We start from the raw sequence: 24,092 nt of genomic DNA, 5'->3' as shown, positions 1-24,092 counted from the left end.
ACTTCCACCTTTACTACGTATTATTATTAGTTTGTACGAGAGTTTATAATAAAATGTTATAAGTGCCTAATGTGATTCAATTCACGTACAAAGCAAAAAAAAAGCCAGAAAAATGTCATAAATTATTAACATCTCCTTTACATTATATGCTTTTCTACTTCTTTTTCAAGCAATATTGAAAAAGAACGAAAATTGGTAATATTCGAAAACCTAATCTTTTGTTTTATATTATTTTATTTACTTAATATGCACAAAATTAATAGCATTATGTAAGATTCGCTCGTATGTGATATGATGTGTAAGATGAATTTTTCAAGTATTATGGGAGGGATTTTCTTTGAAAGAAGATCAAAAAATATATGATATTACCATTTTAGGAGGAGGTCCAACAGGTCTGTTTACCGCATTTTACGGAGGCATGAGAGATGCCAGTGTGAAAATTATTGAAAGCCTCCCACAGCTTGGCGGTCAGCTTGCTACCCTTTATCCTGAAAAGTATATATATGATGTTGCGGGTTTTCCAAAAGTAAAAGCCCAGGAATTAGTGAATAATTTAACACAACAAATGTCTATGTTTTCTCCGACTGTGTGCCTTGGACAAGCTATTAAAGGTGTAGAAAAATTAGAAGATGGAACGTTTAAACTTACTTCTGATGAAGAAATCCACTATTCCAAAACAATTATCATCACTGCTGGCATCGGTGCTTTTCAGCCGCGTCGACTTGAAATAGAGCCGGCTTTACAATACGAAGGAAGAAACCTTCATTACTTTATTGACGATATGCAAAAGTTTGCCGGCCAAAAAGTCGCTATTCTTGGAGGCGGCGATTCAGCTGTTGACTGGGCGTTAATGCTTGAACCAATTGCAGAAAAAGTCACGTTGATCCACCGTAGAGATAAGTTCCGTGCTCATGAAAGCAGTGTCGTTCAATTGATGAATTCTAAAGTGGAAATTTTAACTCCTTTTGTCGCATCTGATCTTAATTGTGATGGAGAAGCAATTAGGGAACTATTATTGGAAGAAGTAAAAGGAGATAAAAAAGTTTCAGTAGAACTTGACTCTTTAATCGTAAATTATGGATTTGTTTCATCGTTAGGGCCAATCAAGGACTGGGGTCTCGAAATTGAAAAAAATTCTATCGTCGTTAATAGTAGGATGGAAACAAACATTCCAGGTATATACGCTGCAGGAGATATTACAACATATCCTGGAAAGGTAAAATTAATCGCAACCGGTTTTGGCGAAGCTCCTACTGCCGTAAGCAATGCAAAAGCATATTTAGATCCGAAAGCACGCTTGCAGCCAATGCATAGTACGTCTTTGTTTGAACAGTAACACAAGCTTCTGGATCATCGATTAATTTAATGGAAACAGTTTGAGCCACGATGGGTGTAAGGCTTAACGTCCAGTTGCGAGCAAGTGGGTGCCGTATTGGCTTTACTTATACTAGCATTAGAGTACGTTACTATAGAAAAAGAAAAGAGCCGAGGCTTCAATTCCTCTGGCTCTTTTTTAAAAAAAATGTCTTAACATTTCTCAGGCGTACCTTCAACTTTCGCAGTGCGGAAAGATGAACCGCATCCGCAAGAAACAAGGGCATTTGGGTTATCAATAGTGAATCCGCCACCCATTAAGCTTTGCTTATAGTCGATGACCGTTCCAGTCAATAACGGCGCGCTTTCTTCATCTATGACAACAGGAATACCAAACTGCTCGAAAAATGTGTCGGTGTCTGATTTTTCGTGGTCTAAACTCATGCCGTATGATAAGCCGCTACAGCCACCACCATTAATGGAAAATCGAAAATAAGCATCTTCTTCCCCATTGTGTTTCATCATATCTTTAATTTGTAGAGCTGCGGCTTCTGTTAATGTTATGGTTGTACTCATATGTGCACTCCTTCCATTTACATATATATTAAGTATATACTTGAAATGGCTCATTCTCAACTGATGAGTCATATTAAAACATTGGATTTTCTTCAATATATTGATAAATGGCTTTAACAAGCATTTCAGGTGTCTCCCCTGTTACAACTTCACCGTTAACAAGTGCATATAAACTTTCCGCACATAAATCACAATGGTCAAGACAGCCATACTCGATAATATCTAAGTTTGGATCTTCCTCTAATAGCTGCAAAGCTTCATATCCCCCACTGCCTAAATTGCTAATACAAAACTCGATAATTGGATTCATAGAGATCACCTCTTAAGAAAAGCGCCAACGCCCGTTTAGCGACATGTAAACTTTTTAAACTTTTTCCTTATCGCAGAAAGAAGCTGCAAGTTTGCTAGTCGTTAGGCGTTAAAGCTAAACAATACAAGTACAATCCTACCTGTTTAGACCTTTATAGTCAAAGGGTACGTATATAATATTAAGGTTGAAATACTTTAATAAAATCCAGTTATACCACCTTAACCCTTATTCGATTGTTGTATATAAAATAGGAATCAGCTATACTTTTACGTGGGATTAATATCAATGTGTTATCATTATCAACATTTTTCTTCAAGTAGACGGCAAAAAGGAGATATTTTTCATGAAAAAATTAGTATTGCTCGGTGGAGGATACGGAAACATGCGTGTCCTGCGTGAATTACTGCCAAATCATCTGCCGAACGATGTGACCATTACATTAATTGACCGAGTTCCATATCACTCCTTAAAAACTGAGTATTATGCTCTAGCAGCAGGGACCATTTCAGACCAAGAAGTGCGAGTAGCTTTTCCAGAGCATCCAAACTTAAATATTTTATATGGTGAAGTAACAAATATAAACTTGGAACAAAAAGAAATTATTCTATCTAATTCAGATCCTATTCCTTTTGATGAATTGATTATCGGACTAGGTTGCGAAGATAAATTCCACAATATTCCTGGAGCAGATACGTATACCTATAGTATTCAAACGATCGGAAAAGCACGAGATACATATCAAAAACTCAATAATCTACCAGCCAACTCAATTGTCAGCATTGTGGGTGGTGGCTTAAGCGGTATTGAGCTTGCGAGTGAACTCCGGGAAAGCCGTCCCGACTTAATTATTAAATTATTTGACCGCGGTAAAACGATTCTTTCTTCTTTTCCCGAAAGAATTAGCCGTTATGTACAAAATTGGTTTAATATGAATGGTGTCGATGTCATCAACGAAGCGAATATTACTAAGGTAGAAGATCAGTTATTGTTTAACAACGATGAACCCATTTCTACCGATGTAATTGTCTGGACTGCGGGGATCCAGCCTAATAAACTTGTTCGAGAATTGGATGTTGAAAAGGATAAGCAAGGCAGAGTCACATTAACAAAATATCATAATATCCCTAATCGCGAAAATATATATGTGGTGGGAGATTGTGCGAGCTTACCATATGCTCCTAGTGCACAACTAGCAGAAGGACAAGCTGAGCAAATCGTGACAATTCTTACTAAGCGTTGGGAAGGAAAAGATCTCCCAGAGGAAATGCCTACCATTAAATTGAAGGGTGTTCTTGGTTCCTTAGGGAAAAAACAAGGATTTGGCTTAATGGCAGATCGCGCTATAACAGGAAGAATAGCTAGAATTCTTAAATCTGGTGTCCTGTGGATGTATAAATTTCATAAAGGGTAAGGAAACACTTGAGTACCCTGCTAATCGACATACAAACTTAGGGTCAGTCTTTCTTTGGACTGACCCCTTCATATCCGTACTTTTCCATCTCCAAATATATATCTTTCAAGTTCGGATTCCCTTCACCCACAATTTCTTCTCCAATTGTTACGACTGGATAAAATAAATCCTCTTTAATTACCCGATTCGCAAATGATTGATGTGTTTCATCTTCTGGTGGATTAAAAATATCTATATATCGTATTGAAAAGGGTTGATTAGAATATTTTCGGGAAATAGCCGCATCTAGCCATTCATAAGTCTCTATAGATGAAGGCATACCGACACAGCTTGCACAGATTTGCTCAGCGCCATAAACAAAAATTTCAACTTCCTTCTTCAAAATACCACTCTCCCCTTTTTCTTGAACGATCGAATCGAATTGTTTTATAGATTTTTTTCTTCATACTGATTATAATGGTTATATGGAAAGGAGTCGATATCAATGTATGAACAAACAATGATGGAACAAGTTCAAGAAGTATTAGATAAATTGCGTCCATTCCTCCTTCGAGATGGCGGAGATTGTGAACTCGTTGATGTAGATGACGGTATTGTAAAACTACGTCTACTTGGTGCATGTGGAACTTGTCCAAGCTCCACTATCACTTTGAAAGCTGGAATAGAACGTGCATTGGTTGAGGAAGTTCCTGGCGTACTAGAAGTAGAGCAGGTATTCTAAGACTAATTTACATTGTGTTTAAGAGCCTAAGAAATTTAGGCTCTTTTTTCATTTTCATAAAGAAGGATCCAGCCAATCAATGACGGGAAAATGTCCATGACTTACTTCTGCCAATTGGTAGAAGTTTCCTAAGAATCGTTCGTAATCCCTTGCATCCCGCAAATATTTATTCAATCTTTCTTCTAATTGCTTTTGAGTCCATTGCGATGAAGTTAAATAATGATCTTCAATACAAGTAAAATAATGTATCGGGAAAAGTAATCGTGAATAAATCAACCGCCAGGAAAATGCACTTAATGGTGATACGGATTCATATCCGCGTAAAAATTGAATTATATCCGGTTGAAAGGATCTAACGTTTCGAAAGTAACAATCTCTAATCCATTCCGCTAAATCTCTTGAAGGATGGTCAAATACCCAATCAAACGGATTCCTGATTTCCATTTGTTTATTCCATACATTTTCATGAAATCTTTGATGGCCTATTGTTCCCATATCAGAAAAAGTCAAATCTTCATCAAGTTCTGTGTCGGTTATATACTGAATGGCATTTTCACAAAGTCCAAGATAGTAAGGAAATGATTTGATAAATAATTTTTCAAACTCTTCACCCGTTCTATCCTGAACAACACTCGAATAAACTTTTTCAATTTGTTCGAGTCTTTTGATCCAATATGATTTCCACTGTCCTAACCGGTTTGCTCCAGAAAGCGGAGCCTGAATCAATTTTCCCTTTTCATGAAATTTAGCTAGTTTTCTTCCTGTGTTTTTATTTCGTGATGGTGGAAAATAATAATTATGCATAAGTACATAATCTTGATTTTCATGTGTGACAAGAAACTTTTCATTCACTCCTGGAACAAAAGTGGAGACTTTATTATCTCCATACTTTGCCATATGATCTGACATCTCATATAATTCAATTAATGCCTCTTGTTCCAAATGAGTAACTTGCATAATAGTATACAGTGAGTTATCCACCTTGTAACGAATAGAGCTTCCATCTTGTATCGTTTGATCTGGTGTTATTCCAAAATAATTTTCTAGTATTTTTTCTGACATGGAGCATCCCTCTTTCATTTGCTCTTTGTTATTAGTTCAATTATATGAAAAGAAAAAGTTTTCTTGCCGAGTAGTTTGATGTACCAGGAAACCAACTAGTTATATGATGAAAATATAGAGAGGATGAGACAAATGGAGAATGAACGATTCATAAGTATTTCCGAAGAAACAGCTCGCCGCCTTTTAAAAGAGCGTGGTGTAACAATTGAGGATATTGCAGAGTTAGTAATGTACCTTCAAAAAAAATATCATCCAGGCTTGCAAATTGAAGAATGTATTTACAATATTGAGCGCGTTCTTCAAAAAAGGGAAGTACAAAACGCAATTTTAACAGGGATTCAATTAGATATACTTGCAGAAAATGGCAAACTTGAAGAGCCTTTACAAAGTATTATCGCAAGTGATGAAAGTCTTTATGGAGTAGATGAGATTCTCGCCTTTTCAATTGTCAATGTGTATGGATCCATCGGATTTACGAACTACGGATATATCGATAAACAAAAGCCGGGCATACTGGAAAAATTAAATGATCATTCATCAGGTAAATGTCATACTTTTCTAGATGATATCGTTGGAGCAATTGCAGCCGCTGCTTCAAGCAGACTTGCCCATAGTTCTAAAGGTGAGATATAAAAGTAGAAAAAATGCTTGAGGATACTGAGACGTACAGAAATAATTCATTGTTTAGATGTTTATATAATAGCCATAAAACAGACACTCGCAAAATCCACTATTAGGATATTGCGGGTGTTTTTTATTGAGTCAGTAATAATGATAATACCGATTGAGCAGAAATCGCAAAGAATTCTGTAGGAGTATTGTGAAATAACGAGAAAATTAATGTTGCTTCGCGATTTGAATCCGATCAAGGCGGAAACTTTAGGAATCTTCTTTTGCATTTCGATTCAAATCTAATCAAATATTCTTCCCATCCTGCACGCAGATAGAGAAGCGCTAGAACGCATATTAACAATACTTCCATTAATTTAAAGGTTTTAAGAGTTCGAAAACTCCCACACTTAATTCTAATTAATTTCTAAAAGCTGATACTGGTCCAAGTTCATCCGTTAAATATGAACGAACACAATCAGGAAAAAGTTGAAGTTTAGTTATCGATGCTGATGTTTCATTTATTAAAGCTTTGTGATCCACTTCTATATATTGCTGAACGAGCATTTTTCTAAAAGAAATAAATCTTTTTAATACGATTGATAAACCCTCATCAACTACTTTTTCATCTGTCAGAATATCAACAATATCCTCATAGCTCCCTGGATCCCTCATAATAAATCCATCAATCATAGCATTGCCTGTATCAAGAACAGCTTCAATAATTGTATGTAACGTCCGTTCCAAGGCTGCTTTTTCAATTGCAGACTCCCAATTTTTGTTACTTTTAATAAGATTTATTTGCTTTTCCATAAAAATTAATGTTGCTTCAATTTTTTCCCTATCTACAAAATACATAGGTGCTGATGCCTCCACTCTATATGATCCCTATTATCATAACAAAACGAATGGACAGTGGTCCAATGAGGAAAGTCTTAATGAGAATAAATCGAAGTTTACAGGAGAAGGTACATGTAGAAAGGAGAATGAATATGGCAGATCAACGTCCTAAAGCAAATAACCAAGATAAAGAAGACCCTCCCTATACTGATTTATCAAATGTAGCGGATCAAAGAAATTATATAATACCCGAGGAGCTTCCAGAAGGTGCATATGGCGCTCCGCGTGGTGAAGATACACCTGTAGAGAATAAATCAACACCTTGGGAAGAGGGGCAACGTTCTTATAGTGCCTTTAACTATGAATTTAAATCGATGCATGAGGGCCACCCCCGTAAAGGCCCGAATGCTCATATTACACATGATGATCCAGAAAGGGAAACTCAACCTCCTTATGAAGATAGTTAAAAACAGGTGTCCCATTCACTAGGGGCACCTGTTTTTTTCAGCTACAGAGTCTATTGGCTAGCATACTTCTCGTCCTAATCTTTTGCGCAAGTCAACATCGATCCATGCTGAAGAACCTCGTGTTTCCTTTACCTCAATTAAAGGCTAAAAAAGGAACTTAGAGTAAAAAAAGCCACGTCTTTATGTCAAGTCGGCGAACCTACATCCCATGGGACTATACGTCGATAAACATAGCTTCCACTTTTTTATTTATCCATCTTTTTTAATACAAAATACGAACAGCCAAAATTGCAATACTCGTATAAATACTCGGTTAATGTTCCGATTTTAGTATCGAACGAAGCTTTTTGATTTTGATCCGAGAAAAAACCCTTAAGACGTAGTTGTCCGTACCCCCAGTCTCCAACAATATAATCATATTTCGATAATACATCACTGTATCTTGCTTTAAACGCTTCTTCATTGTATCCGTCTCTAAATTCATTAACTAATTCATATTGACAGTTATTAATAGTAATCATTTTTCCCTCCGAAAGTCGAATGTTATTTAAATTATAGCTTAATCTCCAACAATTACTAAGAAAAAAATATATTTTCCTGAGCATTCTATAAAAAGAGGAGGTGTATGAAATGAAATACAAATCAATTCCAATTATTTTTATAAGTACAATGTTGGTTGGCTGTGGTATGAATAATAAAAAAACTGCTGAGGACAATCATGTTTATCATAAAAGTGGAAATTCCATAAATGTTGCGGAACACGGAGAAAACTATAACCACAATCAGCAGAAGGATGATTTATTTGGATTTGTTCGCCAAGTAAAAAGCCCTGTTCCCGGGGGAGAAGCTGCGAAGCCTATGAAAGGGATGAACAAAGAGCAAACTGCTGATAATATTGGACAAATTTTAGTAATGCTGCCGGGTGTAGAGGATGCAAGTGTCCTTGTAACGGATCAAGAGGTTTTGATTGCCTATATTACAAATGAAAAACGGGATTCTGAACGTTTTGAAATAGCAGACCAAGTGAAAAAAACCGCGATCAGTGCAGTCCCGCGTTTTTACCATGTATACATTACGGATGATCCAACATTGCGCCAAAACATAGAAAATATTGCTTCTATGAATGCTCGTTCAAGCAATAAGGATACAACAGTACGTGATACAGTAAAATTAATGCTAGAACGCTCTCCACAGGGCAGAAAAATAAATGATGGTGAAAATTCTAATGGAGAAACAATTGGTGACCAAAATCATCATTTGGAACAATCCAATTACAGGCAGCAGTTTGAAAATAATAAATAACTTTCGAATGCTTGGCCTGTCTTTAAGAGGCCAAGCTTCATTAATTGTTTTGAAAAGAGGTAATAATATCCATGAAAAAATTCGTGCTAGCCAGCCTTTTATTTTTTTTCCTGCCCTATTCTATTAATGTCGACGCCAAAGAACTAACTCAAAAGGAAATATATGAACAAAGAATGCACTTATACAAAAAGACGGAAGCAGCTTCAAAAGTTCCTTGGTACTATATAGCAGCAGTTGACCAATTTGAAAGAAGCATCCGATATGTAAGAAAAGATTTACCACGGCCTGACGACATTGTAGGATTTTATGTTCCCTCTGAACATTGGGCAGGAGCCCTCAATCCAAACTCTGCCGATAACCAACTACTCAGTATTACTATTTTTAATGGCATCGGATTAGATGGAAACGGTGATGGAAAAGCTGACAAACAAAATGGAGAAGATCTTTTATTTACTTTAGCCAATTATTTATCGCAGTATGGGGTAAATGATCAAGCATTTCGAATGGCTGTCTGGGATTATTATAAACGTGACCAGTCAGTTAGGTCGATCATTACAAACGCAAGAATATACCGTAATTACAACCGTATAGACCTGGATGAAAAAGCATTCCCAATCCCTAAAGGTTATAATTATACATTTAAAAATACATGGGGTGACAGACGAGGCTGGGGAGGCAGGAGAATACATGAAGGAACGGATATTTTTGCAGGTTATGGCGCACCTGTTCGTGCTGCAGCTTATGGAGTAGTGGAACTAAAAGGCTGGAATAAATATGGAGGCTGGAGAGTTGGGATTCGTGATTTAAATAACACATATCATTATTACGCACATTTAAATGGTTTTTCTAAAGGTTTAAAGATTGGCGATATTGTCTCCCCTGGGCAGATTATTGGGAGCGTGGGCAGTTCTGGATACGGACCTCCAGGAACCTCCGGAAAATTTCCGCCCCATTTACATTTCGGAATGTATAAAGATAATGGAATAAATGAATGGTCTTTTGATCCATATCCACATTTACGATTATGGGAAAGACAAGAAAGAAATAAAAAGTAAAAGCTTCGGTTTTTAACTCCGAAGCTTTTATATTTAAGCGTTTCTCTTTGCTTCCCTTGCTTTAGAAATGGCATGTGCAACACTTGCAGCTAAGCCTCCCCAAATAATAACGACACCAATAACCATCATGACGATTGCACTACCTGTCATTATGAAACCTCCTTCTTATCTTCGTAAGCAGGCTGTTCTATGGCGTGCCCTTTCCATGGCTTTAATGTAAATAAGACTCCGACAAGAATCGCTCCAATAGCAACGGTCCATCCATATTGAAATAAGAATTCACGCGGGTAGTCTCCGCTACCGTAATCACCGGTTAAGTTTTGACGTAAATTATCAAACATCATATATCCTAATACAACCGGCGTGATAACCGAAAGACTAATCCTCCACCATGCCCCAAGTCTTATATCGGATACTGAATCAGCATGAGCTTGAAGAGGTTTGAGTTGTTTTGCAAACCAAGCAATAAAGATAACTTCAAACAATCCAGCCATCGCAACTCCGAATTGGTTAATAAAGTAATCCGCAACATCCAGAAGATTCAGACCATTTTGCGTGGCAAATGCAAGAGAAATTATAGCAGTAAAGCCACCACCGAAAATAACAGCCTTCGCACGGCTAATATTAAATTTCTCCTGAATACCAGCAATATACGTTTCAACAATAGAAATTAATGATGTTAGTCCTGCAAGAGTTAAAGAAACGAAGAATAGGATACCAAAAATTTCGTTAAAGGCCGGCAATTCATTTATGATTGTCGGAAAAATAGAGAATGCTAAAATAACTCCGCCTTTTACAACATCATTTACAGGAACGCCTTGCTGTGCAGCCATAAATCCTAAAGCAGCAAATACACCGAATCCTGCAAGCAATTCAAATCCCGAATTCGCAAAACCTGTAATAAATGCACTGTTCGTAATATCGGACTTCTTCGGTAAATAACTTGAATAAGTGATCATAATTGCAAAACCGATTGATAAACTGAAGAAGATTTGTCCGTATGCTGCGACCCAAACTTTTCCGTCCAAGATTGTGGACCAGTTAGGTTTAAAAAATTGATTCAAACCTTCCATTGCCCCATCAAGAGTGACTGCACGAATAACAATAATTAAAAATAAAACTACAAGTAAAGGAATCATAATCTTAGTTGCCATTTCAATTCCTTTTTTAACACCCGCGAAAAGTATCCCAAGTACAATTAGCCACACAAGAATAAGAGGAAATAATACACCGGGAACAAAGCTTCCAAATGTATCAGTGCTGCCAACTTTTAAATAATTTTCAATTAAGAATGGAGTTGTATCAGTTCCCCATTCAAGCTTAAAGGAAAAATACGTATAAGCTAGCGCCCATGCAATGATAACCGCGTAATACGTCGCAATAACAAAGGAAATACAGATTTGCCACCAGCCAATCCATTCTCCACCTTTTTTAACTCTCGCGAGTGATAATGGTGCAGATCCTCTATACTTATGACCAATTGCGAACTCAAGAATCAAAAGTGGGATACCAGCTGTAAGCAAAGCGAATAAATATGGAAGAAAGAACGCTCCTCCCCCGTTATCATACGCTACCGCTGGAAATCGCCAAATATTCCCGAGTCCAATCGCAGAACCTACAGCCGCAAAAATGAAACCGGCTCTCGAACCGAACTGCGCGCGATTCTCCATCAAATTCCCCTTTCCCTTCCTATTTGGAAGATTTTATTTTTTCAGATTATTAATTAATCTAACAGTATTATAGCCAGATAAGCCCAACTTGTCAAAACCTAAATTTTTTATGCAATATCGGCTTTTGTCTTTTTCTGTTCTTCCGTACAATGTCTAAAAACATATAAAAAACAGGATGGGCAGCGTAGCTCATCCTGTTTTTTCAGCAATATTATTATTTTTTCTTAATAAAACAAACATGATAATTAATAAAATGATAATCGTGATTAGCCCTAAAATTGTACTATCTGAAATTCCAATCACCAAATACCCTATTGCCGTGATCAACCCAGATACCAATGCATATGGCAGCTGAGTCATGACATGATCCATATGATTACACGCCGCTCCAGTCGATGAAAGAATCGTCGTATCGGAAATTGGTGAACAGTGGTCACCCATCACCGCTCCAGCAAGGACTGCTGCAAGAGCTGGTAAAAGCAGTGCCATATCTGTCACGGAAACTATTTGACCGGCAATCGGCAATAGAATTCCAAATGAACCCCATGACGTTCCTGTTGCAAAGGCCATGCATGCAGCCCCGATGAATAATATGACGGGCAAAAAGGCAGGATTCAATTGCGATTTTTCAACTAAACTTCCAAGATATAGCCCCGTGCCTAATTCATCAATAAGTGTAATGATCGCCCATGCAAATAATAAAATCAAAACTGCTGGCATCATGGATTTAATTCCAACTCTAAATCCTGTAAAAAGAAGACTCTTTTCTATTGAACGATATTTTAATGATTGACGGAAAAACAATCCAATAGTAACGAATAATCCAATTAATCCACCGATGACAAGTGCCTCTGACACATCGGCATTTCCGAATATATCCATTACGGTTGCTTTACCTTCTGTAGCGCTTAATCCGCTCCAAATGATTGCAGCTAAAGTCCCCGCAAATAATGCAATGATCGGCCATAATAAATCACCGACTTTTCCATTTTCGCTAATTGGCAATTCTTCCTTTATTTCACCTTGTATCGTTTTATTAGGATCGTAAGGAATTCCAGTGGCGATTGTTCGCTCCTCATGCACTTTCATACTGCCAAAATCAATGTTTAACCAAGCGATTATAAACACCATCGAAAGCGTTGTCCATACATACAGGTTCATTGGAATCATTTTTAAGAAAGCGGTAAAAGCTGATATATCGGTTACTTGATGTGTAGTTAATACTGTTCCAATAATTCCAATGATAAATGCCCCCCAACTGGAAATCGGCGACACAACACAAACAGGGGCTGAAGTTGAATCGATAATGTAAGCAAGCTTTGCCCTTGATACACGATGACGATCCGTAATTGGACGGGCAACTTGTCCTACTGCAAGTGCATTAAAATAATCATCAATAAAAATGATAATTCCAAACACAGCGGCAAGGATCTGAGCACCCGCGCGATTTTTCACTTTTGTCATTGCCCATTCTCCAAAAGCTCTGCTCCCCCCGCAAATATTGATGAGAGCTGTAATGATCCCTAACAAAAATAAAAATAATAAAATGTATAGGTTCCAAGTATTCAAAGCCCCATCTTCAATAAAAATTCCTTTTACAGCACTCCATAAAATGTCGGCTCCTTCAAGTATATTCCCTTTCGACAATAACAAAGCCGAAACAATAATCCCCGAGCCTAACGAAAGTAAAACCCTCTTCGTTATAATAACCATTACTATCGCCAATATCGGCGGAATCAAAGATAAAATTGAATTTTCCATGTTATCCTCCTGAAAAAAATGTAAGCTCCTTGTCCATCGACATAAAAGCCCCGCAGCCGCTGGGACGTAAATGAAGACATAAGGAAGTTTTGTCGATGCTTCTCTTAACATATAACTGAGATTAAGAAAGCATGGTGAGTCCGTTAGGATCAATCAATCTACTCAAGTGATAAGCACAATCCGCTTCCTAGTCGAAAAGCTTTGAAACCAGATAAAGAGAGTGCATTCGCCTCAGTTATCTACGTCTAGAGAAAATAAAAAAGAGCAATGATAGAGACCTATCATTACTCTTATTTGTAATGTACAGTTTCTCCACCGCGATCTGTAGCTCCCCACAATAGTACTATCACTATATATGAGAGTGTTACTCTTCTTCAAAGCAACACCAGCGAAAATCCTTTGACAAAAATAATCGCTTCGGCAAAAAAACCTTTCGAACTGTGATCACCGTTGTCATCCTTACACAGTCTACTCTTTTCTTTTGCTCCTCTACCCCATCCGATTTTGATAAGGTTTATTAAGTTAAAATACTTATATTAATATAACATTTTTTTAGTTTTACCGCAATACGACTAAGGTTTTGTAGGAATTTGGATGGACGGGTTTGTCTTTTCATTACTATTATAAAAATCTGGTACATCAAGAGGAAATACTCCCATTGCAAGAGGAACTTCTTGTTTGACAACGGTTTTTTTAGAGCCAAACGGAATAATAATCTGAACACTTACTTCGATCGGAATAATAACGGATACATATAAATTGTTAATAGGATATTGTTCCACCTTATGTTCAACATTAGTATATACACTGCCTACTACCGTAAACCTAATGGGAATCCTCGGTCCTAAGTTCCCGAGCAAGGCGTTTTTAGTGGCTTGACCTATTGGAAATGAATATACAATTCCCTCACCTTCACTTGATTTTTGATAATCGATTTGAATACCCGTTTCCGCTTCCAATTCCTCTAGATTTCCTTTTTCCGCTTGTTTTAAATTATATTGGATTGCCCTAGATAATTCTGCTTGAGTTTTGTTAATAATATCCGTTTTAAATACTACTGCACCGCTCGGTAAGATGTCCGCCACTTCGTTCATATTTTTAACATTAGGTATGACATCATGAACCGCTTTATTAATAACCGCAGGAGCGATTTTATTCGTTTGAGCTTCGGCGTAACTTATTAATGTTGGTTTAATACCAATATTTACAATCCAAAGACCCAAAGCGGTAGAAAATATAAAAAATACAAAAGACAAGAGCATAACATATCGGAACGGCAAAGGGCCACGCCGTATCTTCCGAACTCGAAATACAGCCAAAAAAATCCCCCCTTAATGCAAATGTATGCATAAGAGGGGCAAGTTAGGGCAAGTTTTAAAAAATTTGTCCCAGATTTTGTTATACCATTTTTAATAAAGCTTCCGTCCCGATCATACCTGCATGAATTCCTAATTTTTCGGCGGCAATCGTAACTGACTCGAGAGGCGCATTCATTAGCTGTTCAATCGTCTTTACACCGACCGCTCTTCCAGCAATAATTTGCCTATCAACTAAGCGATTATTTAATAAGGCCACATCGAGTGCACCACACATTATATAGCCTTTATCATTTGATATTGTCAGTAATGTAGTCTTAGGCAGTAAAACAGAAGTAGCAATAAACGTATGTCCTTCTATTGTTAAAGGTTCTACAGAAACCATATCCTTCACTCCTCCCAATACTCATATGTATGAAAGGAGAAGAAAATTGGTCAATCATTCATTTGCCCTAATTTCCATTCCATAATATCGCGAAGAAATTCCGGCATAAAATAATGCTTAACTTCAGATCTTCGAATTTCCGGAAAGAATCTCCCAAAAGTAAACATATCTGTCGTTGCAAGTGTATACGTTTTTACGGGATCAATTAAGGTGCCATTAATAAAAACTTGTTGTTCATTCTTCTCTATCTCTATTCCAGAATAAACAAACACCCCCATTACCGAGCCTCTGAAACCTAAACCGATTACTTCAAGATCAGACCAACCATCTTCTTCAGCATGAAGCAGAACTTCTTTTAATTGAGCCCCTGTAAGTTCAACATTACAAGGATTTATCGGATGGGGCAGCATTTGATGGATATCGTATTTGGTCACATATCCTTTTTGAAGCTGTGTTAGAACTAAGCCTGAATTGATCAATGCACAGTCGGCTTTACACCATTCCTGCAATGCTTCGCATAAAAGGTTTGCTAACGCAGAAGGCTTATCCCATGAAAATTCTAAAGTATTATGTAAATAGGTAACTCTACTATCCAATTGCTTTTTTCCGATACTTTCTAATTCATATCCAAAATTCACTTCATTTTCTAATGAAGGAAGTGAATCTGTTTCAAAGAGCTTCGGCTGGATCATTAAAGGTTTTTCTTTAAGTTCAACATCTACATATCCGACAAATCGGCCATATTTACCTGCTGCCGCCATCATCGTATGATGGACCTTATTTCCTTCATGAAAAAAGTGATGAGTATGCGCGCCCAATATTAAATCAACTTTAGGGAATAACTCTGCTATTTTTTCATCATCATGGATTCCTAAATGTGATAGCACAATAATCATATCTGTTTCATCTTTCAACCTATTAATTTGCATTTCGAGTTCGGTAAAAGGTTCAGTGAGCTCCCATCCAAGCAATTCATATAATTTTTGATAATAGGTCGTGACTGCCGTAACGCCAATTTTATGACCATGTTTCGTTTCATAAATAACATATGGTTGAACCCACTTCGGCCTCTTATAATGGGGTAGGTACAAATTCGCCACAATTACATCAAAATTTGCCTTTTCATACAAACCATCTAAATCTTGAAAAGGCAGGGTGATTCCTTCATTGTTTCCAATCGTTACAGCCGAATAGTGGCCTTCATTTAATATCTGGGTATTCCCTTTTCCCATTGAGCCTTCCGTAAATGGGTGCCAGCGATCCATAAAATCGCCACAGTCAAAAATAAAAACATCCTCCCCCGCCGATTCATGAATTGCTTTCCTTTCTGCTAGGAAGGATCGAATTTTTGGCCAATTTTCAAAATGGCTATGAAGATCATTCGTATGATAAATGTGAATCTTTTCTTTCACAGAGTACACTTCCCAACGATTCTTTTAAATTCTGGCTTACATCTCTATTTATTGAATATCAGTTCAATTCACGCGGCTTTTCGAACTCAAAATTCATTTTTTTCGAATTTCAGTCCTATCGGATATACCTTCGCACATTTTAAGATTTCTGTCTTACACAAGCAAGTTTTCACTAAAATAATCCGAGCTGCTTTGGAGCTAACCCAGTATACTCGATCCCGAACATTTCAATAAATTGTTTAGCATTATCAGCTGCATCTCCGCCAGAGTTATTATTGAAAAGAACATATATATCTTTCGTTTCTTTTTGTAGTTGAATAATCCATTTTTTCCATTCTAGCAGTTCTTCCTTATTATAGCGATATAAATAACGAACTTCTCTCCAATTTTTCCCATTCGGCTTCATCCACGCGGCAACGTTGCGGCCGTGCATTCGAACTAAAGTTTTATCTTTATTTGTAGGATGCAAAATCGTTGGAACCGAGCCTAATCCCGATTGTGGTTCGTCACAAATGCTATGAATCCAACCCTCATCCTCCATAAAACGAAGAGTGCTTTCTTTATATTGAGGATAAAACCATGTTTGATTTCGAAATTCTAGAGCAACTGGAGTATCTTGCATTTTTTCCCGGCAATATCGTAAGTAAGCAACATTTTCTTTCGTGCAGTCAAACCAAGGCGGAAATTGAAATAACACCATTGCTAACTTTCCACTTTTGATAAATGGCTGAATTGATAAAAGAAAAGCCTCAAACATTTCATCTTTCGTGGCAAATGGAATTTCACCTCTTTGATGCCCTGTCATCCCTTGATAAGCTTTCACAACGAAACGAAAACCATCTGGTGTATCATGAACCCATTTCGCACTATTTTTTTCCGGTTGAATGGCATAAAAAGAAGTATCCACCTCAACTGTTGGAAAATGAGCAGCATATTCCTTCAACTTATCACGTACTGTCGTACCGTTGTCGTACAATGTATCATGGTCTCCCCATCCTGTTACGCCAATATAAATCATTCGCTCACCCTCTTTATTTAAAAAGTGATATTAAAAATGTATCAAACTTTTTAATATAATTGAAGAAATACGAGTTTTCAGCATAAAAGAAGACGGCTCAATGGAAGCCGTCTTCTTTATAATTATTACTTCTTTTTATTTGATGGATCATGTTCAAACACTGCAAATGAACTAAAATGATTAGTGTCAACGGTCACTTGTCCATCACGATGTGTACCTCCAAGTTTTATCCAATCATTTTTTCCTTTATTTGAATAATAAACGCTAAGCCCTTCGCTTCCTTTGTTCACCTTTAAGGACAATGTTACATTTCGGTCGCCAAACTTGGAAATCGTATGACCGCCTTGCTTCAGTTCCAAATTATAAACTGTACTGACGGCACCGTTAACAGCTTTTTCTTTCTTTATACTTAGCTCAGCTTTGCCTTTTTCGTTTATAAAAATGTGTGATGGGATGGATAAAATAACATCCTCATTCAAATTAACTTTAACGATTGCTGCCTTTTCTTTTAACAACTTTACTTGTCTTTCACTAAGACGGACGAATGTATTATCCTTGTTGTTAGATAAGTTGATGATAACTGTCCCTTCATTTTTCATTTCATCTAATAGATTTTCTAAATCAGAGTCCGAAATGATCGCATTATTTCCATTCATTTGAAACTTTGCTTCAACTTGATCCTTCTTTTGCTCAGGAGGATTTATTGGATCTTCATCGCTTTCTCCTAATGCATCCCTTGCTCCTTTAACTTCCAACTTCACATTATCAATAAATACATCATGTGGATTCGTTAACTGTTGGCCACCTACATTACCAAGCAAAAATTGGAAGGTAGTCATATCGCCCTTTGTCATTGTAAATTCAAAGGAATATGATTTTACAGAATCAGTCAGCTGGACAGTATCGTTAAAATAACGATGGTAGGAAGGGGCCCCGTTATCAAGGACTACTTCTAGTAATCTATCGATTGTTGATCTCGCATCGAATGAAACCACATATGTCTTTCCTTCAGTTAAAGCTAGCCCTGGCTGATTTAATTGTACGTCCCAAGGATTCGTCCCAACATTTTGAACCGAAACCTTTGCTTCACCATTTACTGCTTCCATTGTTGCTCTTGAATTTCCGTCATAATCTCCTTGAACGTGTCGATTCCAATTAGCTAAACCCTCGGAAAAGTCGCCATTTTGAAGTGGGAAATGCTTTTCTCTTTCCCCTTTTATTTCAAAGCGGACATTGTCAATGATGACATGATGCGCCTCGTTTATCGCTTGGGTTCCTGCAATATTTCCAAGTAAATATTTTAGGCCAACTTCGTCATCTGTATTCATTTTGAATTCAAATTCGAATGTTTTCATTGTATCGTTCAATTGAATTTTTTCATCAAAAAATCTTGTATAGGATGCGTTTTCAACTATTACTTCTACCATTCTCTCCACTGTTGATTTGGCATCGAATTGTACTACATATGTGTTTCCTTTTTTTACATTCATTCTTTCCTGGATCAACATAAGATCCCAAGGATTACTGCCAACATTTTCAATGGAGAATTTAGCTTGACCATCTTCCACTTGGAGTATCCCTGATGAACTAGAATCACCATAATCCCCTTGAACATGCTTCGTCCAATCTTCTAAACCCTTTGAAAAGTTTCCATTTTTCAAAGGAAAAATATCATTTAATGTTAATTGATCATTCTTATTCGTTAAGCGAATAAGTTTTACATCGTCCAAATTAACATTATTGTTGTTTCCGCCAAGATAGAATACAAGCTGACCTTTAACATCAGTGATATCTGGCATTGTAAAACGAATCGATTTCGCTTCCATCGCATTCGTTAAAGGAATTGTTTGATTTCCAGAAAAATTAACCGTTCCATCCTCATTTAAGAAAGCAACTTGTATGTCTCTAGGAGAATTAGCTCTTGCATTAAAAGTCAATTCGTAATCGTCATTACTTAGTAGATTTACACCTTTTTGAACTACCTTAACTGCATCCCCAACACTGCCACCATCGATAATCTTTATCTCTAATTCTCTTTTATCAGGATTAACGGAAGCATTCGCAGCAGCCCCCTCTGTATAAAGATTCCAATACGTCATGCGATCCATTCTACCTTCATCAAAGGTTCCATTATACACATGGTTTCCATTTGATAATGGCTTTTTCGGTGCCTCTTCGTTATATGGGTCCACAGCTTCAATTTCTTCGAGAATGACATTTCCAATCCAAACAGGATTTGCATTGAGTCCTATATTAAATTCGAGCCTTGCCGCTGCATCCGTATCATGCTGCATTTGGAATTTTAATTCATATGACTGAGCACTATTCGTTAAGGCAAAATCTGGGGAAGGAGAATAAGCCGTATAGCCTCTTTCCGGTCCACCGCCGAACTTTATATTTAGATTTCGATTTGCATTCGATTTAGCATCAAAGCTTAACTTATACCAGCGACCTTTTCCTAAAGTAACATTTTGAATAAGTTGTACAGAGTATGATTGATTTCCAGGCTGATTAATATCAACTTTTGCAAAAGGTTTTCCATCAAGTTTCTCGACAGAAGCAGTTGCACTTCCATTGAAATCATTCATATTAACTAAATTCCAATTCGTATAATCCCACCTATTCTCCAAATCGGAACTATTAGCTATAGTTGTGAAGCCATTTTCATACGAATTATCCTAAATATAGTTTCCATTAATGGCTTCTTTCGCATTACTCGGTAATTCCTCCACTTCAAATCCAGGTTCAGCAGGCTCTAAATAATCTCGACCTGTTAGTTCATAAACCTTTACATAATCAACCTCTACTTGTCCCGGAAATTCAGTGCTCTCATCAGGATTTCCATCAAAATGACCACCGATGGCAAGATTTAATATGATAAAAAATTCTTGGTCAAACGGAGCGGGATATGAAAACTTGGCAGCATTTCCTGTTCCTGTCGAACTCCAATTATTAAGCTTTTGATAGAGTTCTCCATTTACATACCAACGGAGTTCACCAGGCTCCCATTCTAGGCTATATATATTAAAATCGGTAATATCTTTACCATCTTGAAAATCATAATCCTTTGCTGTATACGTATTATTTGGCCAGCTTCCTCCATAATGAATCGCACCGCCAACGTTATGCAGTTTACTACCTTTTCCTTCCATAATATCAATCTCGCCTGAAGCAGCCCATCCTCCGTACACATCATCCTCAGGCATCATCCAAAATGCTGGCCAAAATCCTTTTCCTTCCGGCAGCTTCATCTTCGCTTCAATTTTCCCATACTTTTTACTAAACTTGCCTCGAGAAAGGATTTTACCAGATGTATATTGATACGTGCCTCTATTATCAGAAACAGTTACCTTCCGACCTTGTAAAATTAGTTTTCCGTTCTCCACTTCTACATTATTTTCATGATAGTATTGCAATTCATTATTTCCCCATCCCGTAACCCAAGTTCCATCTTCCTGTTCATAGCCATTTCCAGTATCGATTGTCCATTTAGTTGAGTCTAACTCCTCACCATCGAAGTTATCCTCCCACACTAATGTCCAATCTGACTCATCGCTTGAAGGAGCTTCTTTTGTTTCATTTGCCATTACATTAAAACTAAATAAATTTGAAAAAAACAATAAAAAAACCATCGACAAACTCCACCACTTTCTTGACATTTACTCATCCTCCTAAAAATAGTAAATATGCCACTAGAATATGTAAATCCCTCCTCCTTATGTCTTAGAGAACAAACATTTATTTCCTACATTTATTATTCATCGCTTAAATGTTAGAATCCTCCCAACCTTCAGAAAACAGGACTAAGGACATAGTAACTATGACTTTGAAAAATTTAAAGGGTTTCAACTACTTTTATAGAAGATTACTAAAACTTATATTTTTTGGGGAATTTTGTAACTAGAAGGGAGTCAATTTCATGAATCTTATTGAAGTAAAGGGGTTAACAAAACAATTTCGGCATCCTATTAAAGATCCTGGATTAAAGGGAGCGATCAAACATTTATTTACACAAAATTATGCTGAAAAACTTGCGGTTAATAATATTGATCTTGCTGTTAAAGAAGGAGAAGCGGTCGCCTATGTAGGACCAAATGGAGCAGGTAAATCAACTACAATCAAAATGCTCACTGGGATACTTGTCCCTACATCAGGATCCATAACGGTCGATGGGCTTACCCCTTATAAAAATAGAATGGAAAATGCCCAAAAAATTGGCGTTGTTTTTGGTCAGCGCACACAGTTATGGTGGGATCTACCTGTCATTGAATCATTTTCACTATTGAAAGATATATATGAAATTCCAGAGGATGTTTATCAAGAGAATCTTAATCGCTTTAAAAATTTACTCGGACTGGATGAATTTCTCCATTTATCAGCTAGAAAAATATCTCTTGGCCAGCGGATGAGAGCCGATCTCGCTGCCGCTTTGTTGCATAATCCTAAAATCGTATACTTGGACGAACCGACGATCGGTTTAGATATTGCAGTAAAAGAACGAATCAGGACTTTTATAAAGGAAATTAACCGTGAAAAAGGAACGACTATCATTTTAACAACACATGATTTGGATGATATAGAAGATATTTGTGAAAGGCTTGTTATTATCGATAAAGGACGGGTCATTTACGATGGAGAACTTCAGGCAGTAAAGGATGCTTTTGTAAAGGAAAGAACGATTCACTTTCAAATGAAAGAGGCAATTCCTTCTTTGTCTTTATTAATTAATGACTTGCCAGGAGTTATTTTAGAAAATGAATTGGGACAACAATTTTCTGTCCGCTTCAATCGTTTTGACATTTCTGCTGGTGAAATTGCTTCATATGTCATGCAGCACGGCGAAGTAATCGACTTTCGGATTGATGAGCCTAAAATCGAACAAGTCATTAGAAAAGTGTATGACGGTAAGCTCGATTTAAATAGTGGCCATGAGGAGGAGGAGACTCGTCTTGTTCCAGAAAAAGTATAGATCCATCGCTAAAATTACGATGCAAAATACGCTAGTCTATCGATTCAACTATTTCATTAGTTTAATAGCTAGTTTAATTTTCATATTATCAATGTTTTATTTATGGAAATCGATTTACGCTGGAAGAACAGAATTAGGCGGATTTACTTGGGATCAAATGAAAGCTTATTTATTCATTACCTTTCTGACAAATTCATTAGTTTCATGGTATTCAGAAACTGGAATATCACGAAAAATATTGGATGGCAGCGTGGCGATGGATCTTCTAAAACCTCTTAACTTTCAAAAAGCGCGTTTAGCGGAAACATTAGGATCTAGCATAGTAGAAGGATTGATCGGTGCTATATTTATTAGTATTTTTGTCTTTCTTTTTGCTGGAGTATTAGTGCCAGATCATATTGTAACAACGGTGCTTTTCGCAATTAGTTTAGTTGTTTCTCTCGTTTTAAAGTTTAGTATCGTTTATATTTTTTCCTTACTTTGTTTTTGGACGACGAGCGCTGTTGGGATTGCCTGGTCACGTGCTGCCATTACGAATTTATTTTCCGGCGCACTTATCCCATTAACCTTTTTCCCTGATTGGCTAAAAGCTTTGGCGAGCATCTTGCCTTTTCAAGGAATCGTCTATATACCAGCTTCTATTTATTTGGGAAAAATACAAGGTGTTGAAGCTGTACAGATGATATTCTTACAACTATTTTGGGTAATCGTCTTATGGATGGCAGGAAAATTAATGTGGAATTGGGCCGTCCGTCAAGTGACGATTCATGGCGGATAAGGAGGTTTACGAATTGAGACTGAAAAAATCACTATTTATCTATTCTCGTTTATTTAACCAACACTTAAAAGCAATATTAGAATATCAGGCAGACTTCTTAATTACATTATTGGCCGCCATGTTAACTCAAGTACTCGGGTTTATTTTTCTATGGGTAGTTTATCAACAAATTCCTGAAATCAATGGTTGGGGTTTTTGGGAAGTGGCTTTTATTTATGCGATGATCTTTTTTACGGAAGGATTTGCTTCCTTATTTTTTGATGGAATTTGGTCGATAAGCAGATTTGTCAATCGTGGGGAAATGGATCGCTTACTTGTAAGACCGGTATCCCCTATCCTGCAAGTATTAGGATCTGCAGTCGGAATGAACGGAGTGGGAAATATCTTTATCGGAGCCGTCATTATCTCTCAAGCTCTACGAAATATTACGATTAATTGGTCAGTCGGAATGGTCATGATGGCGCTCGTTTTATTAATTTCGGCAATCGTCATCCGTGTCTCTATTTATTTGGCTGCGTGCTCGTCTGTTTTTTGGACACATAGTCCTGGAAACGCATTTGGAAACATGGTTCATACTGTAAGTGATTTCGCAAAGTACCCCATTACGATTTATTCATTAGGTGTTCAAGCTCTCGTGGCAGTGATTGTACCTTATGCTTTCATTAGCTTTTTTCCAGCAGCGTTGTTATTTGGAAAAACCGATTGGAGCATCTTTGGTTATTTGACTCCTTTGGTTGCGATATACTGTGCAGGAATGGCGGCGATTATTTTCAATCATGGGCTGCGGAGATATGAAAGTGCGGGGAATTGATTTATCAAGGTCACCAAACTAGCTTTGGTGGCCTAAGGGCATAAGATTTCAATGACGAAGGTGACCAATCAAGCTATTGGTGACATAAACACATCGGTTTTCAAGGACGAAGGTTATCAATTAAGCTATTGGTGACATAAGCGCATCGGTTTTCAGGGACGAAGGTTAGCAATCAAGCTATTGGTGACATAAGCGCATCGGTTTTCAAGGAGGTTGGTCAACAATCATGTTATTGGTGACCTTTGCACATCGGTTTTCAAGGACGGAGGCTACCAATCAAGCTATTGGTGACATAAACACATCGG

At 37.2% G+C, this 24,092-nt stretch carries 24 protein-coding genes, 1 pseudogene and 1 riboswitch; of the genes and pseudogenes, 10 read left to right on the top strand and 15 right to left on the bottom strand.

Features of this window, described 5'->3' with window-relative positions:
- Nucleotides 1-337: 337 nt before the first annotated feature.
- Complete coding sequence (locus KHA96_RS21420) at nucleotides 338-1,336, top strand: NAD(P)/FAD-dependent oxidoreductase (protein ID WP_213131382.1); 999 nt, start codon at nucleotides 338-340, stop codon at nucleotides 1,334-1,336.
- A gap of 191 nt (nucleotides 1,337-1,527) precedes the next feature.
- On the opposite strand, the gene KHA96_RS21415 is transcribed toward KHA96_RS21420, so the two are convergent.
- The gene (locus KHA96_RS21415; RefSeq protein ID WP_213131381.1) at nucleotides 1,528-1,890 is read right to left on the bottom strand and encodes a HesB/IscA family protein; all 363 of its coding nucleotides are present in this window, start codon (nucleotides 1,888-1,890) and stop codon (nucleotides 1,528-1,530) included.
- 73 nt (nucleotides 1,891-1,963) lie between these two features.
- On the bottom strand, nucleotides 1,964-2,200 hold the full coding sequence (locus tag KHA96_RS21410) for a YuzB family protein (protein ID WP_213131380.1): 237 nt from the start codon (nucleotides 2,198-2,200) through the stop codon (nucleotides 1,964-1,966).
- Between the two features lie 343 nt (nucleotides 2,201-2,543).
- On the opposite strand from KHA96_RS21410, the gene KHA96_RS21405 reads away from it, so the two are divergent.
- A complete protein-coding gene (locus tag KHA96_RS21405) occupies nucleotides 2,544-3,611 on the top strand; it encodes an NAD(P)/FAD-dependent oxidoreductase (protein WP_213131379.1) in 1,068 nt (355 codons plus the stop codon).
- A 43-nt stretch (nucleotides 3,612-3,654) separates the two neighbouring features.
- Here the strand turns inward: KHA96_RS21405 and KHA96_RS21400 are convergent, their stop codons facing one another.
- A complete protein-coding gene (locus KHA96_RS21400; RefSeq protein WP_213131435.1) occupies nucleotides 3,655-3,996 on the bottom strand; it encodes a YuzD family protein in 342 nt (113 codons plus the stop codon).
- Nucleotides 3,997-4,075: 79 nt separating this feature from the next.
- Between KHA96_RS21400 and KHA96_RS21395 the strand changes: the two are divergent.
- Nucleotides 4,076-4,332 (top strand): annotated as a pseudogene (locus KHA96_RS21395) (NifU family protein).
- 54 nt (nucleotides 4,333-4,386) lie between these two features.
- On the opposite strand, the gene yutH reads toward KHA96_RS21395, so the two are convergent.
- A complete protein-coding gene (yutH, locus tag KHA96_RS21390; RefSeq protein ID WP_213131378.1) occupies nucleotides 4,387-5,394 on the bottom strand; it encodes a spore coat putative kinase YutH in 1,008 nt (335 codons plus the stop codon).
- A 132-nt stretch (nucleotides 5,395-5,526) separates the two neighbouring features.
- On the opposite strand from yutH, the gene KHA96_RS21385 reads away from it, so the two are divergent.
- Nucleotides 5,527-6,027 carry a phosphatidylglycerophosphatase A family protein gene (locus tag KHA96_RS21385; protein ID WP_213131377.1) on the top strand — a complete coding sequence of 167 codons (501 nt, stop codon included), beginning with the start codon at nucleotides 5,527-5,529 and terminating at the stop codon, nucleotides 6,025-6,027.
- 396 nt (nucleotides 6,028-6,423) lie between these two features.
- On the opposite strand, the gene KHA96_RS21380 is transcribed toward KHA96_RS21385, so the two are convergent.
- Nucleotides 6,424-6,861, bottom strand: coding sequence for a DUF86 domain-containing protein (locus KHA96_RS21380; RefSeq protein WP_213131376.1), 438 nt, complete (start codon nucleotides 6,859-6,861; stop codon nucleotides 6,424-6,426).
- A 134-nt stretch (nucleotides 6,862-6,995) separates the two neighbouring features.
- Between KHA96_RS21380 and KHA96_RS21375 the strand changes: the two genes are divergently transcribed.
- Nucleotides 6,996-7,310 carry a cytosolic protein gene (locus tag KHA96_RS21375; protein ID WP_213131375.1) on the top strand — a complete coding sequence of 105 codons (315 nt, stop codon included), beginning with the start codon at nucleotides 6,996-6,998 and terminating at the stop codon, nucleotides 7,308-7,310.
- Nucleotides 7,311-7,555: 245 nt separating this feature from the next.
- Here the strand turns inward: KHA96_RS21375 and KHA96_RS21370 are convergent, their stop codons facing one another.
- Nucleotides 7,556-7,831, bottom strand: coding sequence for a YutD family protein (locus KHA96_RS21370; protein ID WP_213131374.1), 276 nt, complete (start codon nucleotides 7,829-7,831; stop codon nucleotides 7,556-7,558).
- A 109-nt stretch (nucleotides 7,832-7,940) separates the two neighbouring features.
- On the opposite strand from KHA96_RS21370, the gene KHA96_RS21365 reads away from it, so the two are divergent.
- Both KHA96_RS21365 and KHA96_RS21360 read left to right on the top strand, forming a co-directional pair.
- Nucleotides 7,941-8,612 carry a YhcN/YlaJ family sporulation lipoprotein gene (locus KHA96_RS21365; RefSeq protein ID WP_213131373.1) on the top strand — a complete coding sequence of 224 codons (672 nt, stop codon included), beginning with the start codon at nucleotides 7,941-7,943 and terminating at the stop codon, nucleotides 8,610-8,612.
- A gap of 71 nt (nucleotides 8,613-8,683) precedes the next feature.
- Nucleotides 8,684-9,667 carry a M23 family metallopeptidase gene (locus KHA96_RS21360; protein WP_213131372.1) on the top strand — a complete coding sequence of 328 codons (984 nt, stop codon included), beginning with the start codon at nucleotides 8,684-8,686 and terminating at the stop codon, nucleotides 9,665-9,667.
- Nucleotides 9,668-9,700: 33 nt separating this feature from the next.
- Here KHA96_RS21360 and KHA96_RS21355 read toward each other — a convergent pair whose 3' ends face one another.
- The 9 genes from KHA96_RS21355 to KHA96_RS21315 all read right to left on the bottom strand — a co-directional run bounded on the left by KHA96_RS21355 (nucleotide 9,701) and on the right by KHA96_RS21315 (nucleotide 20,888).
- The gene (locus KHA96_RS21355; protein WP_213131371.1) at nucleotides 9,701-9,817 is read right to left on the bottom strand and encodes a methionine/alanine import family NSS transporter small subunit; all 117 of its coding nucleotides are present in this window, start codon (nucleotides 9,815-9,817) and stop codon (nucleotides 9,701-9,703) included.
- Entirely contained in the window at nucleotides 9,817-11,337 is a 1,521-nt protein-coding gene (locus tag KHA96_RS21350) for a sodium-dependent transporter (RefSeq protein ID WP_213131370.1), read from the bottom strand. Before KHA96_RS21350 ends, KHA96_RS21355 begins: the two co-directional genes overlap by 1 nt.
- 189 nt (nucleotides 11,338-11,526) lie before the next feature.
- Nucleotides 11,527-13,098 (bottom strand): Na+/H+ antiporter NhaC family protein, encoded by a 1,572-nt coding sequence (locus tag KHA96_RS21345; protein ID WP_213131369.1) that lies wholly within the window; start codon nucleotides 13,096-13,098, stop codon nucleotides 11,527-11,529.
- A 317-nt stretch (nucleotides 13,099-13,415) separates the two neighbouring features.
- A riboswitch (Lysine riboswitch) is annotated at nucleotides 13,416-13,598 on the bottom strand.
- 72 nt (nucleotides 13,599-13,670) lie between these two features.
- Nucleotides 13,671-14,417: a sporulation protein YunB gene (gene yunB / locus KHA96_RS21340; protein ID WP_213131368.1), complete on the bottom strand. Its 747-nt coding sequence runs from the start codon at nucleotides 14,415-14,417 to the stop codon at nucleotides 13,671-13,673.
- Nucleotides 14,418-14,496: 79 nt separating this feature from the next.
- A complete protein-coding gene (locus KHA96_RS21335) occupies nucleotides 14,497-14,799 on the bottom strand; it encodes a YunC family protein (protein ID WP_213131367.1) in 303 nt (100 codons plus the stop codon).
- A gap of 50 nt (nucleotides 14,800-14,849) precedes the next feature.
- A complete protein-coding gene (locus KHA96_RS21330) occupies nucleotides 14,850-16,211 on the bottom strand; it encodes a bifunctional metallophosphatase/5'-nucleotidase (RefSeq protein ID WP_213131366.1) in 1,362 nt (453 codons plus the stop codon).
- Between the two features lie 172 nt (nucleotides 16,212-16,383).
- Complete coding sequence (locus KHA96_RS21325; RefSeq protein WP_213131365.1) at nucleotides 16,384-17,229, bottom strand: DUF72 domain-containing protein; 846 nt, start codon at nucleotides 17,227-17,229, stop codon at nucleotides 16,384-16,386.
- 125 nt (nucleotides 17,230-17,354) lie between these two features.
- The gene (locus KHA96_RS21320; RefSeq protein ID WP_213131364.1) at nucleotides 17,355-19,859 is read right to left on the bottom strand and encodes a carbohydrate binding domain-containing protein; all 2,505 of its coding nucleotides are present in this window, start codon (nucleotides 19,857-19,859) and stop codon (nucleotides 17,355-17,357) included.
- A gap of 48 nt (nucleotides 19,860-19,907) precedes the next feature.
- A complete protein-coding gene (locus KHA96_RS21315) occupies nucleotides 19,908-20,888 on the bottom strand; it encodes a glycoside hydrolase family 16 protein (RefSeq protein WP_249315848.1) in 981 nt (326 codons plus the stop codon).
- A gap of 260 nt (nucleotides 20,889-21,148) precedes the next feature.
- On the opposite strand from KHA96_RS21315, the gene KHA96_RS21310 reads away from it, so the two are divergent.
- The 3 genes from KHA96_RS21310 to KHA96_RS21300 are packed head-to-tail and all read left to right on the top strand — an operon-like array spanning nucleotide 21,149 to nucleotide 23,787.
- Nucleotides 21,149-22,198: an ABC transporter ATP-binding protein gene (locus KHA96_RS21310; RefSeq protein ID WP_213131363.1), complete on the top strand. Its 1,050-nt coding sequence runs from the start codon at nucleotides 21,149-21,151 to the stop codon at nucleotides 22,196-22,198.
- Nucleotides 22,179-22,976 (top strand): ABC transporter permease, encoded by a 798-nt coding sequence (locus KHA96_RS21305; protein ID WP_213131362.1) that lies wholly within the window; start codon nucleotides 22,179-22,181, stop codon nucleotides 22,974-22,976. Before KHA96_RS21310 ends, KHA96_RS21305 begins: the two co-directional genes overlap by 20 nt.
- Nucleotides 22,977-22,989: 13 nt before the next feature.
- Nucleotides 22,990-23,787, top strand: a complete 798-nt coding sequence (locus KHA96_RS21300) for an ABC transporter permease (RefSeq protein WP_249315847.1) — start codon at nucleotides 22,990-22,992, stop codon at nucleotides 23,785-23,787.
- Nucleotides 23,788-24,092 lie beyond the last annotated feature (305 nt).

It is taken from the genome of Bacillus sp. FJAT-49711, from assembly GCF_018343715.1.
Taxonomy (GTDB): Bacteria; Bacillota; Bacilli; order Bacillales; family Bacillaceae_C; genus Lederbergia.
The sequence above is the reverse complement of the archived record's forward strand: the minus strand, read 5'-3'. Positions and strand labels throughout refer to the sequence as shown.